Consider the following 14,664-nt stretch of genomic DNA (forward strand, 5'->3'; position numbering starts at 1 on the left):
ATTCATGGCTTCACACTTCCTTCGCGAATCAGAATGTCCTGCGTACGCATGACGCCCTCGGCGTGGAACAGACGGACCTCTTGCCGACTAAGCACGGCCGGAGCGCGCAGGCGACCGTCCGCAATGTCGCGGCAGTAGGCACAGGCCCAAGCAGCTTGAAAATCGTTCGGCTTGATGCCCATGCCGCACGTACCAGCCAGCCGGTAGTGAGCCAGCACGGTCGTGGATGACTCGCTTGAGCAGCCTGGATAACGGATCTGGCAGTCACGGTCACGCGCCGCACGGGTAAGCTTGCTCATTGCGCGTCTCCGTTGCGCTTAGCGCGCAGTGCGGCCAATGCCTTGTTGCCCACATCAGGAGTGATTGATTTGCCTGGAGCCGCAAGCTGCGCAACCGGTACAGGTGGCAACTCTTCGCCGCGCCAGATCTTGCGACACTGATCCAGGTACTTTTGCTCAAACCGAGCCATACCCAAGTCACGAGGAAGGGTTTGCAAGCTGAGAAACCCGGCGGCGGCAGTAGCGTGGTAGATCGCCGGATGGAACCACTTGCCGCGCCCTTCCATGCCCGGGTGTGAGTTGCGCAGAGCCTGTGAGTAAGCAACCTCGACACCGGGCAACCCAAGACCTTCTGGAGCAAAACACCAGCTTACGAAGACGCCCGGTGCAGGCACGAACGCCGACTTACTGGCACTGACTACACGCATACCGTGACGCAACTGATCCATGGACGTGATCCCCGAGCGCATGAACTCGGCCAGCCACTCAAGCTTTGAGGCATCCATGATTTTCTGATTGGGCCATGACTGCCGCCACGCACCACAAGCCCCTTGCAGCCTGAGAAAAAGCTCATCGATCACCTGCTCAGTGGCCGGGTCAATCTCGACGGCAACGGCAGGTGCCGGGCTGTAGGCTGGATCAGTTTTCCGGTGATGGGCAAGGTAACCGGCTCGAACAGGACCGCTCACAGAATCACCCCCTTAGATGCCCAGCCGCCTGGTGCTGTTGGCTCCTCATCGACGACAGGCAACGCGCCGCTGGCTCGCTCCTTCACGAACCAGACCACAAGGCGATGGCACCAGCCTGCCGCCGTGTCCACTGTGCCGGGTTTGGCTACGAACCACCCCATGAAACCTTTGATCACCGTATCGGGGATATCGGTCGGTTTCACACCAGCAATCTGAGCTTGGGCGATCAGATAACGGCTATCCGGTGCCCAGTCGGCAAACATGGCAAATCGCTGGCGATCATCGGCGACCTCAAGGGCTTGCTTGTCCTGCTCCTCGACGATCTCTGAAATCTCGCGCAGCTGCTGCTCTTCGGTTAATTGATGGTTAAGTGACGGATTGGGTGCAGATTTCGCACCCCGTTCGGTCGAAATCTGCACCCCGTCCTGCTGTAAATTGCACCCCGTGCCGTCATCTGCACCCCGTTCTGTGCGGGGTGCAGTATTTGCACCCCGCTTGATAGGGAGGTCATATACAACTGGTCGCCGGTCATGACGCTCAATGTATACGGCGGCCAGAGCCTGATTGCCTGGAACGATAATTCCAGACGACCGCAAGACTTCCAATTTGGCTCGCACGGTACGCTCAGAAAGACCGGTGTCTTCGCTCAAGGTTGTGGCTGAGGGGAACGCCCCGCGACCATCCGTACCGGCGTAGTTGGCCAGGCAGAGAAGCACGTGCCGGGCGCTGGAATCAGAAAGGGTTTCACGTGGGATCTGTAGAGCCCACGACATTGCTTGAACGCTCACGGTACAACTCCAATATTTTTCTCGGCCAGAAGGGCCAGGCCTTTCGGGGTTACAAGAGGCTGAAATGCCGCACGCTCGACCCCGGTTTCGGTATCTGGCTTTAGCGCTGTGACCTTGTGCTTTAAGTAGCCAGCCTTTATGCGAGGCTCCATTGCTATCCAGCGCGTCGAGCCACCTCGGCGATAGATCCACCGGTTTGCATGCATCCAATCGAAAAGCTTTGATGGTGGGATGCCAAGCTGTTTTGCGGCATCAGTGATGCAGATAGCGCCCTCGGCGGCAGCCAGACGCCTGATCGCTGCAACCTTGGGTGCTTGCAGTTCAATCACGCCGATCAAACGACTGTTTTCTCGCGCCTGATCGGCGGCAAGCTGAAGGGCCTCGGCGTAGTTTTCAGGAATGCGCGGTGCGGCCTGCTCTTCCAGTTCGCGCCAGCGACGTACAACAGCCATACGCATTGGCGCGCTGTAACCAGTCAATAAGCAGTCGGTGTGCTCTCGGTCGAGCAAGTATTCGGTCTGACTGCGATTCATACCGTCCAGATAGATATGAGCAAAACCGCTCACATCTTCTTTCAGGTCGCGCAGCATGACTTGAATGTCGCGCTTCACGTCGGGATGGCGCTTGCCGGTCAATGCGGCGATATCGCGCGACGACATGACCTGTCGCATCAGTTTTGGCGATGCGTGCAAAACTGACGTATCAGCTCCACTATTGATCGCCTCGTTCAAGGTGTGCATAATCTGCCCCGCATTGTTGTGAAGAAGCCGGTCTAGCCACCGGCTTTTTTTTGCCCGGAATTTGGTACTGGATGAATCAACAGCTAATCCGCTGTACTTACTGCCCTTCCTGCTTGAGGGGATAATCAGCGTCAAGCCACCGATACGTGAGCACGGGTGGTTGGAGCGCACAGTTCTCGCGCGGTTACGAGCCCCTTGGTTAGCTCTTCAGCCTTAAAAGCCTTGTCCGCGCCCATGCTGTGAATTCCGGATACCCAATACGAAACCGCTGCCTGAGAAACGCCCAGAGCCGCAGCCGTCTTGGTCTGCCCGCCGAAAAAGTCAACGAGCCTCTGAATGGGGGTCATCTGAGAGCCCTCCTGATAAGCCTGCTTATATCGTATTTAGAAGAAGGCTTATTTGCAAGCGCATAAGGGAACTTATAAATTCGTGAGCATGAAGACTCTTGCCGAACGCATTAAAATCGCTCGCCAGCATGCGAGCCTCACCCAGAAAGCACTGGCCTCAAAGGTTGGTGTCGAGCAGCCTGTTATTTCCCAGCTGGAAACCGGAAAGAACCTGCAAAGTGCTCACCTTCCAAAAATTGCGCATGTGTGCGGGATCAGCGCTATCTGGCTTTCCGATGAGATCGGAGAGATGGTTGAAGGCCGCCCAGGAGCTGACCACCAAGCCAATGTTTCATTGGTCGAGCGGCCCAATATGGTGTTCAGATACCCAGTTATAAGTTGGGTTGAGGCTGGCGATTGGGCCGAAGCGGTTGAGCCATTTCCTCCCGGGTTTGGCGACGCCTACGAGCTTTCAGACTACAACTCGAAAGGTCAGGCTTTCTGGCTGAAGGTGCGTGGGGACTCTATGACTGCCCCAGCAGGAACCAGCATACCTGAGGGGATGATGATATTAGTTGACACCGAGGCTGACGCTATACCTGGGAAACTTGTAATCGCTAAGCTTCCCGCCAGTAACGAGGCAACTTTCAAGAAGTTGGTAGAGGATGGCGGTGTTCGGTATTTGAAGCCCCTCAATCCTGCCTACAAGATGATTGAGTGCGGTCAAGACTGCCGGATCATCGGCGTGGCGGTAAGGGTGATGGGCAAGCTTTAGAAGGAGCCAAAGGATTTTTCAAAGCAAGGAGTGCCACCTGTGAGCGTTGTGAAATTCAGCTACAAGGATGCCAAAGGGCAAGTAAGTGAGCGAGAGCTGATCCAGTGGTCAGAGAACTCCAGCTATATCCAAGGTCGCCGCACAGGCGACACTTTTCCAAAAAGCTACCGAAAAGACCGGATATTAGGCTTCATATCTGGCGCTGATTTGCTCCTCGGCGAATCAGCACCTCCAGCACCAAAACCAAGCGCATTAAATTACGCCGCCGCGGCAGCAGCTGCTACTCGTGGAGAAAAAAACATCTCACCTGGCGCTACCAATCAAATACTGTTTACCGGTTTTTCCTCGACCGAGAGATCAGAGCTTGAAGCACTGGCGAGCGCATCTGGAATGAAGACCGTAAAGACTCAATACAGCGGCCCGCTAATCGCGGGCTTTTTTGTGTCCATCCCTCAGCATTGAATACAGCCTGTTGCGATTCTCCCACGAAGCAAATACTGTATATATATACAGATATAGAAAGGAGAATTCTTATGCTGTCTCGCCCCGCATTTACAACTACCAAACCTCGCACCTATGAGCACATCCGTCGTCGAATCCAGCGAATCCTGACTGATCCAAAGCTGCAAAAAACCCAGAGCGTAACGGTCGCACGACTGCCTGATGAGTCCTGTTCCGATTGGAGAAACCTAATGACAGAGATTGGCGAGGTGGATGGCATTCGCCTTGATGATATGGGGGATGGCGTAGTAAGGATTGCCTGGAAGGAATACAGCGAAGCCTGAGAGGAGCCCGCTAATAGCGGGCTTTTTTTCGGCCCAAGGAAAATTTATAAGCATGCTTATTGACTACCACTGATAAGCAAGCTTATATTTAACCCATCGAGACGCCACAACGCCTCGACAGACCGCAGGCATATGCCCGGCCATGGCAGCGATCAAATAGCCATGACCTTCAAGCGGATTATTTGAGATGGGTAGCCTCTCCCAAGGTGTGCAGCGTAAAGCATCGAAACAGAGCGTTGGCAGCCAAGCGTGGCCAACTGTTGAGCCCTAAGGGCTCCCGAGAAAACAATCGCCCAGTCCGCAGGTGGCGTGTAACAGCGGCAACAGGATGGATAAATCACTGAAGCACCTGGCTTGCCGGGTGCTTTGGGATGACAACCAACCCGACAAGGATCAACACATGAACGCAGAACAGAAACTGACGCCTCCAGCAATCGGCCAGGTGTGGCCAGGGCAAGGCGGCATCTACGGCGGCCTTCGCCTGTATCCGGAAGGCATGTGCCACATCATTTACGCAGTCGAAGATGTTCCAGGTCGCCACGAATACGGCGGCTACGGCGAGAATGTGGAAGCGGAAAGCCGCGCGGACGGGCTCGCGAACACCAAGACATTGATCGCGAATGAGGGTGTGCATCACGCCGCCATTGCGGCCTCAAGCTACACGGCAGACGACCACAAGGACTTCTATCTGCCTGCCGTCGGTGAGCTGCACCACGCATGGCAGTACTTGCCGGAGTCATTCGCCACTGACCAGTACTACTGGTCGAGCACGCAGTACTCAGCCCGCTACGCCGACGGCATGGACTTTGAGCATGGCTGGCTCACCAGCTACGGCAAGGGCCTCGAGCGCGTGGTGCGTCCCGTCCGCAGATTCCTTCAGTAATTCATTAAATCACTCTCCTTTGTTCAAGGAGGGATCGGTCGAGCAGAAAGAATGGAATCAACAATCGTAAGCGGCGCTTGGAAGGGTCATCTCGGCCGTGGACTTGCGCCGCGAGAGTTGCAGTTTTTGTTGTCGGTCGCCCAGGGCTGCACGGCCAAAGAAATCGCACGGACGTTCGGCATCGCACCGGGCACCGTGGTAAAGCGGCTGTCAGTCGCAATGTTCAAGCTCGGCGTGAATCGCCAAACCGCTATGATCGCCGAGGCCATGCGCAGGCAGATCATTTCCCCGCTTTGTTTCATGTTTGCGTCGTTGATAGCTCTGCATTCAGTCCTCGATGACGACGCAATGAGGCGAGACAGAAAAATTCCCGAGTCACGCCGGGGCGGTTACGAACTGAAGATCAGTCGCAAGGGTGCCGAGAAGATTCGGCCCGCATCTGCGATCTGCTGAACAACCAGCGCCAACGTCAGCCTGACGAAAACTGCTCGACGCCCTGCCCCGGCAGGCCGCATCGGAGATTGATCGGAACGCGCTCAAGCGAGCTGCAGCGCTAGGATCGCAAAGCCCCGGGAATCTCCTGAGCCGGTATGAGCGAGACGGCCAACACCAAAAACGCGGCGGGAAGCAAGTCTGGGTAGCGCCAGGGTGTTTCGATCAATCTCCGATGTGGATGACCCCAAACCGTTAAATCGGCCCCCTGCATCAACAAGACTAGCGCCATTTGAGCGTGAGCAGTCGGTTCGCATGGCGACCAGTTCGCCGCGAGCGCCGACGCCGGAGAGAAAGTGCAACCGGACCGATCACCTCGAAAGAGGCTGTATCGGAATGTCGGCGCCCCATGAAAAAAGCTGATCCAGGCCAACTGTTTGCATGCGAACGGGTGGACGTAGTTAGGCATCTTGGCCAGGACCGACATTCCAATACAGCTTCAACGGTGGCCACTGCCTTCCCAGTGAGCGAGCAATGGAGGATGCAGCCATGCAGAAGTAGCCGACCGTCGCCGAGCGACAGCATGACCAGCCGCTACAGCGCTGGGCGCTTTGACCGACGACAGAATATCGGTCACGGAGTGCGCTGGTGTGCCGCCAGCCCCGTTAGCGGGAATCGACCCTACGGTCGGTCATTGGCATTGACGCCGGAGACGTAACCGGCACCGCAGGCGAATCCGGGGCCCCGAGCGGGCCAGTCCAGATGCAACTGGGGTAGCTCCCAGCGCCTGCACCCCCCTCCCTTTCAGTTCGACCGCATCGGCAGGTGCCAGGCCAGTCTCACGGCTGGGTTTGGTCACCCGTGCCTGGCATCTGCCAATGCGGTCAAGGAGCCTCACATGCATCAGACGATCAGTCAGCGCCGTGCAATTCTTGAAGGCCTTCGCCAGCGCTGCACGCTCTCAACTGCCGAGTTTTACGACAAGACCGGGCGCTTCAACCCGGCAACGCTGCCACGCTTCAACGTCGTTCCAGCTGGCGGCAACCAGTTCGGCATTGTCGAGCGCTCGACGGGTGTCGTGAAAGAAGTCTGCACGGGACACAACGCTGCATGCAAAACCGCTCAGCACCTTGAGCAAGTACCGGCACAAAAGCCGAAAGCAAGCTTCGCTGTCTTGATGTTGCGCTGGACTGCAATCCTCTGCGTGATCATCGCCCTGTTCGCCTTCTACGGCTCTCACCCGTGATCAGCATGGAGCTGAGCAGTGTTCAGCACAACACAGCGAAGTCCGCAGAGCTGTCTGCGGCAATGGCGGCGTTTCTCGCCCAGGGCGGCACAGTCTCGAATCTTGAGGGCTTTGTGCATAGGCCGCGACAGCCGGCCAAGGCTTATGGCCGGAGCATGTCGATTTCCAGCTCTGCGAAAGTCGAGCGAGTAAGCAAGGGTCAGCAAAAAGGAGTGCGAGTCAGTGATTCGGTGAAGGATCTCGTGAAGAAGCTCGCTGAAACGATGACGCTTGCCCAGGCACGAAAAGAAACAAACCTGAGCTCTTATGTCTTGAAACGCATCGCACTCGAATGCGAGTTCGCATTTCAAGAATGGGACCCGAGTCAGAACCTGGTTCCGAGCAGCACAGATCCGGTAGCCGATGCTCTCAACGTCGTGCGTATTAAAGCCGCGCGAGACAGAGGCCTTTCGCAGAAAGCTGCGATCAAAGAGCTGTCGATCAGCAATACGCTCATGAAGCGACTGATCAGCGAGTTCTCAATAGATTACCCGTTGCAGCGCACATCTCGATGAGACGAATACTCTCAAGAGCCAATCAGCGCCGCCGCCCTCTTCAACTCAAAATACCACCTCATGGAACCAGTCATGGAGAAGAGCCAAGCAGCAAAGCATTCGAGCGACTACCGAAAACGCCAAGCCAAGAAGAACGAAGCCTTGGGCATCGAGCGAGTGACACTTAATGTCGCTACCGGCGTAAGGAGCGGCATGGCCGAAGCAATGAAGCGCAACGGCATCAAAAATGCGCAGGAAGCATGGCAGAACCTTGGTTTGCACTTCATGCGTGCCACTCCCAAGCAGCAAGACAAGATGCTCAAGCCTGACACGTCAGGTTTTGTTGTATCCGAAAAACTGGCGCATCAGTTCCACGAAGAAAGCTTGAAAGAGATTCGGCACGACCCTGGTGACGAGATAGTAGCGCCCGCCAGCAATTCGTAACCCCCCCCTTCCAATCAAAACTGCCACCGGCAAAAAACAGCTGGCGGCTGCCACACAACTTGAGGAAAGCACATGAAGCCTGTTTTCAACATCGAGAACGTGACACTGAACATCCACACTTACCAGCGCGCCCCGGCCTTAGTTGCGCTCGGCGCAGCCCTTGCTGCTGCGACTGCTACGCCAGCTCCAGAGCCAGTCGAGCTGACAGGCGTACCGGCGCACGGCGAATACTGGCCGGGTGAAGGTGGCAAAAACGGCGGCTACGTACCGGCTCGCTGTGACGTTCCAGCCCACTACCTGATCATCGCTGCCGAGGATGTCGGCAAGCGCGCATGGGGTGGCTACGGAGTCGAGTCGAAAGCTCTCAGCAAGACTGATGGCAAAGCCAACACCTGCGCCCTGATCGAGTCTGAAACCGATCATCCGGCCGCCCAGGCTGCGGCTGAATATACGGCTGATGGTCATAACGACTTTTGCCTGCCGTCTGCCGCCGAGCTTTATCAGGCATGGGTGAACTGCCCTGAGCTGTTCGCAAAAGAGTGGTACTGGAGCAGCACGCAGCGCTCAGCCTACAACGCATTCATTCAGGGTTTCGGTGATGGCTATCAGTACGGCAACGGCAAGACCAGCGAGTTCCTCGTGCGTCCCGTCCGCAGAAAATTCATTTGATTCTTCATTCATTTATCCATGGGCGCATCAGCGCCTTTTTTGTTGCCTGAAAAACTGGAGCAGCACATGAGCACAGCAGAAAGCGTTGCAGTTCAAATCCCAGCAATCGGCCAGGCCTACGGCGGCGGCTTCGTAACCGGCATCACTCGTGATACAGAAACCGGTGTCCGCCGCCTGCACATCACTGCCGGTGCCGAGCATGAGCTGCGCGGTGCATGGGGCAAGTACGGCGAGAAGATCGCTGGAGCTGACAGCTTCACTGATAGCAGGGCGAACACTGAAGCGATTGCCGCCGCGGGCAGCGAGATCGCTCAGAAGGTGCTCGCGCTGGAAATCGGCGGCTTCACTGACTGGGCTATCCCGGCCCGCGATGCGCAAGAGCTTCAGTATCGCCACTTCAAGCCGACTAACGAAGAAAACTGGCAGTACGGCCGCAGCGGTGACAACCCCAGCAGCGAGCCGGTCGGCAAGCTCTACAGCGAGGAAGATCCGGCGCAGACGGCTCACGAGGCCTTCCGCGAGGGCGGGCCGGAAGCCTTCAAAGAGCGCGTCTACTGGTCGTCTTCGCAGCGCTCAGCCGACACCGCGTTCGATCAGAATTTCGCTGATGGCGATCAGAGCTACTACGGCAAGTACCTCGAGTTCCTCGTGCGTCCCGTCCGCAGCGAAATAATTCAATAATTCATTCATTTACCAGCCGCTTGCGGCTGGTCGCCCAAGGAGGGGCATGCCGTGGCAATGCATACCGAACTCTCCATCTACAAAGCGGCTCTCGGGCTGCTGCAGATGGCTACGAACCTCACAAGAAATATTCCGCGCGACCTCAAGCAGTCATTGGGTCGCCGCGTAATCGATGAGTGCATTGATGTGCTCATGCTTGTGGCCAGAGCGAATTCGGCTCAAGACAAGCGCCCGCATCTGTCCAGTTTGGTAGAGCGAGTTCAAGTGATCGAGATGCTGATGCGGCTGTTCAAGGACAGTCGTTTCATTAGCGTCACGCAACTCGCAAACGCCATTGAGGTTACGACCTCTATCGGCAAACAGGCCAACGCCTGGAAACGCTCCACCCAATCCGCGCCCGCTTCCTGAGGGTCAAGGCTCTCAGGACTGTGCGATTTGAATCTGGTCGTGCCGCTGACTCGATGAGTCACCGCCATGCGCGTCAAGGGTACCGCCGATCTAAAGGGTTCGGGCTGGTCCTGCGCAGTTTCCCCGCTGAGCAATCGACGGGGTGACGTAGATAGCACGACAGGTCGCAGCGCTCAGCCAACAACGCATTCAATCAGAATTTCGATGATGGCAATCAGAACAACAACGACAAGAACAACGAGTTCCTCGTGCGTCCCGTCCGCAGATTCAACGCCCTACCCGTTCAGCGATCTGGTACAGGCTTATTACGACTGTCGGCGCTCAAAGCGCAACAGCGCAAGCGCGCTGACTTTCGAGGTGGGCCTGGAAAGAAACCTGATCAATCTACACAACGACCTGATTGCTGGCCGATACCAGCCTGGTCGTTCTATTTGTTTCGTTGTCACAAGACCGAAAGCCCGAGAGGTATGGGCGGCCGACTTTCGCGACCGCATCGTGCATCACCTGCTCTACAACCGCATCGGTCCAAGGATAGAAAGCACTTTCATTGCGGACAGCTGCGCCTGCATCACCGGACGCGGAACGCTGTACGCAGCAAAGCGGCTTGAGTCGAAAATCAGGAGCCAGACACAGAACTGGTCGCGTCCAGGCTTCTACCTGAAATGCGACTTGGCCAATTTCTTCGTCGCAATCGACAAGCGCGTGCTGGCCCAGCAGCTTTCTGAACGGATCACTGATCCGTGGTGGCAGGCGCTCGCGTTGCAGGTGCTCTGGCACGACCCACGTGAAGACTTCGCTACGCGCAGCCCTGCGCACCTGTTCAATCGCGTGCCGCAGCACAAGCAGCTTGCGGCACAGCCTGCGCATCTCGGGTTACCGATCGGCAACTTGAGTTCGCAGTTCTTCGCGAACGTCTATCTCGACGCGCTCGATCAGTTCTGCAAGCACACGCTGAAAGTTCGGCATTACATTCGGTATGTCGATGACTTCGTGCTGCTGCATGAGTCGCCGCAGCAGTTGAATGAGTGGCACGCCCAGATCGAGGCCTTTCTGCCGACACTGGGCGCTCGGCTCAATCCGAAGAAGACGATTCTTCAGCCCATCGACCGGGGTGTGGATTTCGTCGGGCACGTCATCAAGCCCTGGCGCAGGACAACTCGGAAGCGATCAGTTGCGCAGGCCCTGAAGCGCGTTGCTGCAGCGCCAGCGGAAGACCTTCGCGAGACGGCCAACAGTTACTTCGGGCTGCTCTCGCAAGCGAGCCACAGCCATAAAGACCGCGCAAAGCTGGCGAACCTGCTGTTACGGCGCGGACATACTGTCAATGGCTCGCTGACCAAGACCTACGCAAAAAACCTGATTCATCAACACCAATTTGCCGCCGCCGGTTACGGATGTGCGCGCATGCATGGAGGCACCCATGGCGAAGTTCTACTACCAGATAAAAGGGCGTCTACCAGCCAAAAGCGAGTACAGCACGTCAGAATGGGCCTGGCCTCCGGTGTTCAGCGGTCAGGTTGAAGCCGAAAACAGGAAAGCGGCGCGGACAGCGGTCGAAGGTCTGTACGAGCGCAAGTTTCCGATGGCCGTAAAGCTCAAGGACATCGACGCACACGACTACTTGTTGCACATCCAGCCCCTTGAAGACACCGATACCTACCTGTTGTCGCGCTTTGAAGACAAGGCCTGCAAGGAATGCGGCGCGGTGTTCAAGCTGATCGACAAGTACAACGACCCGTACACAGAGACGAAGAGCCACGACTACTGCACTGAGGCCTGCCTGGCGGCAGCGAAACACCGTGACCTTTCCGAATTCCGACTGGCCAGCGAAGGCCGGTCACCGCCGGTGATCTACCAGGTGCGCCAGAAGTCGACCGGCATGGTCTATGTAGGGCAAACCACTCAACCGTTCACGCTTCGTTGGTGGCAGCACTTGAGCAATCCAACGGGATGCAAATTTCACGCAGCGCTTAAAAGTACTGAAATAACTGACTGGGATTTCGGTGTTCTTGAAGTGATCAATTATCCAGAGGGCTGCACCGATCGGGCGGCCTACATCACCCGGCGCGAAGGACACTGGATTGAGGCTCTCTCAGCGGTAGACGCCGGATTCAACACGGTTCGCCCAGTGGCGACGGCCAACCCGGCACAGCCAGCATATCCCCTCACCTGAACACCACCCCTAAATTCAACGATAACGCTCCCTCCGGCGAGGGCGGCGCTCACCTGAGGTAATCAAAATGCCCGTACTTCACAGCGTCATTCACAAGATCGACAAGAAGCCAGATGGTAGCCCTGCAGTTCTGTTTCTCGGCAATGCCGAGCAGGTTGAGAGCCAGGCGCGGGATGATCTGATGTGTCAATTCAACGAAAGCTACAACGCCACCGCCGGCAAAGGCTGGGGGCTATTCCACCCCGAGTCGGGCGCCTATCCACTGAGCGGATGGCTCGACAAATACCTGGGTGACGGAATCGACTTTCTGGAGTTCAGCACCACCGCTGTAGAGCACTTGGTAAAGCTGATGGAAGAGTCGAACCTGACAACCGGCGGGCACGCCCTCTTCTGCCACTACCGGCAAGGCATGACCGATTACCTGGTCATTGCTTTGGTGCAGGAAACGGAAGCAGTGACCATGACCGAAGAACTTGCTCTCATGACAGTCAAGCGCCTGGATCTGGACCACATTCGCCTGGCTGCACGGATCAACCTCAGCGAATGGAAGAACAACCCGAAATCTCGCCAGTACATCTCGTTTCTGAAGGGCAAGCAGGGCCGCAAGGTCAGCGATTATTTCCGCGACTTCATCGGTTGTCAGGAGGGCGTGGATGGCCCAGGCGAAACCCGCACCCTACTCAAGGCATTCAGCGACTTCGTGGAAAGCGAAGACCTGCCCGAAGAGTCGGCGCGGGAGAAAACCAAGACGCTGGTGGATTACGCCAGCAGCCAGAGCAAACTGGGTGAGCCCATTGGCCTGGAAGAGCTGTCCGAGCTGATCGACGAAGACCGCCCGCGCGCGTTCTACGATCACATCCGCAACAAGGATTACGGCCTGTCTTCGGAAATCCCGGCGGACAAACGCACCCTGAACCAGTTCCGCCGCTTCACGGGCCGCGCCGAAGGCATGTCGATCAGCTTCGAGCAGCATCTGCTCGGATCGAAAATCGAGTTCGATAAGGCCGGAGGCACGTTGACTTTGCGGGACCTTCCAACCTCGCTCATTGATCAGCTAAAGCGGTCGGTAAACAGCTAACAATCATTCCGCTTCCATCCGGCCCCGCATGTGCGCGCAATAGCCACAATAGCCGCCGTTATGGTAGGCCTCATATTTCTCTGACCACGGTATCGGGGCGCTGCAGCGCTCACAACTCTCCTGAGCAAACTCATCCAAAACCTGCGTATTGAAAACGTGAGCTTGCGCAGGGGTCAGCACCTCTCGCCCTTTATCAAGTACCAACCTCGAAATACCAAGCGCTGCCCCCTCAAGGTGATCGCCGTCGACTACCGCGCTTAAAAATTCATCAAATTCATCACGAGCCTGATCATGCATACCTTCTCTCCTTGACCCGGCCCCATGCCGGTCACCAGTTATAGCCCACCCCAACAAAATTGCCACCACCGGATACGGAGGTAGGCGCATGCATGGAGAAAGCCATGAGCAAGGAAACCAAGATTTTGATCCCGGAGATTCCCGGCGAATGGACCGAGCGCACACGCAGCGGACATACGTGCACGTGGAATGATGGCTGGCACGGCAAGCCCCATAAAAACGGCCTGCCCTACGTAGAGCTCACCGCACCTGAGAAGGGGCTATACGCAGAGCGCATCGATGGGGCCTGGTACTGGGTGTCCGGCTGCGCAAAATGCACCGGAAGCGGAGAAGGCTGGAGCTACATCGTCTGCGACAAACACGACATTTGCGTGAGTTGCAGCGCTCATAGATCCACGCTGACAGATACCCCTTGGGGGCGGCGTGATGGGTTCATCTGCAAGCCCTGCCAAGACCGTGAGGATGCGGCAGCCAAAGCCGAAGCCCTGGCCAGGTTTGCTGATGCTGAATACGACGAATCGGACTTTGAATGTCAGGACGAGTGCAAGTGTCCGCACTGCGCGACCGTGATCCATATAGAGACCGAGGACTACGGCGACAAAAATATGGACTGTGACACCTGCGGCGGTAGCTTCCGGCTGCAACTCGAATACAGCGTCAGCTTCACTACAACGGTGATTGGCGAGAGAGTAACGACCTGAGCCGCCAGAAAGGGTTGCCGGTCTTCGCCGAGTTCTGATCCACCCTCCCCACTTTTGAATCACGCCAGCCCGGCAATGCCGAAGGCTGCCTGGAGTTCTTATGCAATCGATCATCTATGCGGGAATGCGCAACGGTGAGCGCGACCAGAAAATTCTGGAAGCCCTCACGTTCAAGCACGTCAAAGAGGTAGCAGCAGATTTCAAGCTGGCTCCCTCGACGATCAGATCAATCGCAAAGCGAATTGAGGCAATTGCCGTTTATGACCTGAGCCTGATGGGGGGGGGTAGCCCGATCCGTATTGGCCAGGTTGCAGCAGACTCGTTCCGCAAGGCTGCTCTCGGGGCTTACAGGAACTTCCATGGCACATTTCGCAACCTTGAACTGAGCTGCTGGAAGATCACTGACGGCGAGAACGCAGTTGATGTGGCAGAGCTTCGGCTCATCGATACCGGAGAAAAACCGCTTTAGCTCGGCATGTCGAAGATGAAGAAGTCTTTCAACCTTCCGCGCAAGTGCTTGGGCGTTTCCGCCGCGAAATAAAACCTCCAAGCTCCGTCGGCAAGCAGTTCCGAATCAACAAGATAGGTCCCCACTTCGTTTTCAGTCATCCCTACAGCGACTGCAATCTCCTTATTTGTAGGTCTGCTGCTCATAAGTAAGCCTCCGATGCTCGGCAAAGCGCCGAACTTCAAGAAATAGCCCACTTCAACGAATCACGCCACAGGCGAGGATGATCT

22 protein-coding genes and 1 pseudogene are annotated in these 14,664 nt (G+C 56.6%); 16 read left to right on the forward strand and 7 right to left on the reverse strand.

The features are described 5' to 3' along the window. Positions 1-2: 2 nt before the first annotated feature. From JL015_RS23995 to JL015_RS24015, 5 genes are read right to left on the reverse strand one after another with little or no spacing between them, the layout of a single operon-like run. A complete protein-coding gene (locus tag JL015_RS23995) occupies positions 3-299 on the reverse strand; it encodes a DUF1364 domain-containing protein (protein ID WP_201020225.1) in 297 nt (98 codons plus the stop codon). Then, positions 296-967 (reverse strand): replication protein P, encoded by a 672-nt coding sequence (locus JL015_RS24000; RefSeq protein ID WP_201020226.1) that lies wholly within the window; start codon positions 965-967, stop codon positions 296-298. The genes JL015_RS23995 and JL015_RS24000 overlap by 4 nt, the downstream gene beginning before the upstream one ends. Next, positions 964-1,740 carry a helix-turn-helix domain-containing protein gene (locus JL015_RS24005; protein WP_201020316.1) on the reverse strand — a complete coding sequence of 259 codons (777 nt, stop codon included), beginning with the start codon at positions 1,738-1,740 and terminating at the stop codon, positions 964-966. The genes JL015_RS24000 and JL015_RS24005 overlap by 4 nt, the downstream gene beginning before the upstream one ends. An 11-nt stretch (positions 1,741-1,751) precedes the next feature. Beyond that, a complete protein-coding gene (locus tag JL015_RS24010) occupies positions 1,752-2,630 on the reverse strand; it encodes a phage antirepressor KilAC domain-containing protein (protein ID WP_374063470.1) in 879 nt (292 codons plus the stop codon). Then, the gene (locus tag JL015_RS24015) at positions 2,627-2,842 is read right to left on the reverse strand and encodes a transcriptional regulator (protein WP_201020227.1); all 216 of its coding nucleotides are present in this window, start codon (positions 2,840-2,842) and stop codon (positions 2,627-2,629) included. Before JL015_RS24015 ends, JL015_RS24010 begins: the two co-directional genes overlap by 4 nt. An 88-nt stretch (positions 2,843-2,930) precedes the next feature. Between JL015_RS24015 and JL015_RS24020 the strand changes: the two genes are divergently transcribed. From JL015_RS24020 to yejK, 14 genes and pseudogenes are all read left to right on the forward strand, one after another. Beyond that, the gene (locus JL015_RS24020; RefSeq protein WP_201020228.1) at positions 2,931-3,596 is read left to right on the forward strand and encodes a LexA family protein; all 666 of its coding nucleotides are present in this window, start codon (positions 2,931-2,933) and stop codon (positions 3,594-3,596) included. Positions 3,597-3,635: 39 nt separating this feature from the next. Then, positions 3,636-4,058, forward strand: coding sequence for a hypothetical protein (locus JL015_RS24025; RefSeq protein ID WP_201020229.1), 423 nt, complete (start codon positions 3,636-3,638; stop codon positions 4,056-4,058). A 71-nt stretch (positions 4,059-4,129) separates the two neighbouring features. After that, positions 4,130-4,381, forward strand: coding sequence for a DUF1654 domain-containing protein (locus tag JL015_RS24030; protein WP_201020230.1), 252 nt, complete (start codon positions 4,130-4,132; stop codon positions 4,379-4,381). A gap of 400 nt (positions 4,382-4,781) precedes the next feature. Then, a complete protein-coding gene (locus tag JL015_RS24035) occupies positions 4,782-5,264 on the forward strand; it encodes a DUF1566 domain-containing protein (RefSeq protein ID WP_201020231.1) in 483 nt (160 codons plus the stop codon). 51 nt (positions 5,265-5,315) lie between these two features. Further along, positions 5,316-5,717, forward strand: a complete 402-nt coding sequence (locus JL015_RS24040; protein WP_201020232.1) for a helix-turn-helix domain-containing protein — start codon at positions 5,316-5,318, stop codon at positions 5,715-5,717. Positions 5,718-6,594: 877 nt separating this feature from the next. Beyond that, a complete protein-coding gene (locus tag JL015_RS24045) occupies positions 6,595-6,942 on the forward strand; it encodes a hypothetical protein (RefSeq protein ID WP_201020233.1) in 348 nt (115 codons plus the stop codon). A 5-nt stretch (positions 6,943-6,947) separates the two neighbouring features. After that, positions 6,948-7,496, forward strand: a complete 549-nt coding sequence (locus JL015_RS24050; protein WP_236250271.1) for a hypothetical protein — start codon at positions 6,948-6,950, stop codon at positions 7,494-7,496. 72 nt (positions 7,497-7,568) lie between these two features. Then, a complete protein-coding gene (locus JL015_RS24055) occupies positions 7,569-7,919 on the forward strand; it encodes a hypothetical protein (protein WP_201020235.1) in 351 nt (116 codons plus the stop codon). 72 nt (positions 7,920-7,991) lie between these two features. After that, positions 7,992-8,588 carry a DUF1566 domain-containing protein gene (locus JL015_RS24060; RefSeq protein ID WP_201020236.1) on the forward strand — a complete coding sequence of 199 codons (597 nt, stop codon included), beginning with the start codon at positions 7,992-7,994 and terminating at the stop codon, positions 8,586-8,588. A gap of 66 nt (positions 8,589-8,654) precedes the next feature. Continuing rightward, positions 8,655-9,269: a DUF1566 domain-containing protein gene (locus JL015_RS24065; RefSeq protein ID WP_201020237.1), complete on the forward strand. Its 615-nt coding sequence runs from the start codon at positions 8,655-8,657 to the stop codon at positions 9,267-9,269. A 51-nt stretch (positions 9,270-9,320) separates the two neighbouring features. Further along, on the forward strand, positions 9,321-9,677 hold the full coding sequence (locus tag JL015_RS24070; protein WP_201020238.1) for a four helix bundle protein: 357 nt from the start codon (positions 9,321-9,323) through the stop codon (positions 9,675-9,677). A 204-nt stretch (positions 9,678-9,881) separates the two neighbouring features. Then, a pseudogene (locus tag JL015_RS24075) lies at positions 9,882-11,030 on the forward strand (RNA-directed DNA polymerase); the annotation flags it as partial. A 67-nt stretch (positions 11,031-11,097) separates the two neighbouring features. Then, entirely contained in the window at positions 11,098-11,850 is a 753-nt protein-coding gene (locus JL015_RS24080; RefSeq protein WP_201020239.1) for a GIY-YIG nuclease family protein, read from the forward strand. Between the two features lie 67 nt (positions 11,851-11,917). Beyond that, positions 11,918-12,928 carry a nucleoid-associated protein YejK gene (gene yejK, locus JL015_RS24085; protein ID WP_201020240.1) on the forward strand — a complete coding sequence of 337 codons (1,011 nt, stop codon included), beginning with the start codon at positions 11,918-11,920 and terminating at the stop codon, positions 12,926-12,928. 3 nt (positions 12,929-12,931) lie between these two features. On the opposite strand, the gene JL015_RS24090 is transcribed toward yejK, so the two are convergent. Then, the gene (locus JL015_RS24090; RefSeq protein ID WP_201020241.1) at positions 12,932-13,225 is read right to left on the reverse strand and encodes a hypothetical protein; all 294 of its coding nucleotides are present in this window, start codon (positions 13,223-13,225) and stop codon (positions 12,932-12,934) included. 104 nt (positions 13,226-13,329) lie between these two features. On the opposite strand from JL015_RS24090, the gene JL015_RS24095 reads away from it, so the two are divergent. Further along, complete coding sequence (locus tag JL015_RS24095) at positions 13,330-13,926, forward strand: hypothetical protein (protein WP_201020242.1); 597 nt, start codon at positions 13,330-13,332, stop codon at positions 13,924-13,926. A gap of 100 nt (positions 13,927-14,026) precedes the next feature. Next, positions 14,027-14,395: a hypothetical protein gene (locus JL015_RS24100; protein WP_201020243.1), complete on the forward strand. Its 369-nt coding sequence runs from the start codon at positions 14,027-14,029 to the stop codon at positions 14,393-14,395. Here the strand turns inward: JL015_RS24100 and JL015_RS24105 are convergent. Further along, entirely contained in the window at positions 14,392-14,580 is a 189-nt protein-coding gene (locus tag JL015_RS24105) for a hypothetical protein (RefSeq protein ID WP_201020244.1), read from the reverse strand. The two genes, JL015_RS24100 and JL015_RS24105, sit on opposite strands and share 4 nt — an antisense overlap. Positions 14,581-14,664 lie beyond the last annotated feature (84 nt).

The organism is Pseudomonas cichorii, assembly GCF_015471405.1.
GTDB classification, from domain to species: Bacteria; Pseudomonadota; Gammaproteobacteria; order Pseudomonadales; family Pseudomonadaceae; genus Aquipseudomonas; species Aquipseudomonas serbiensis.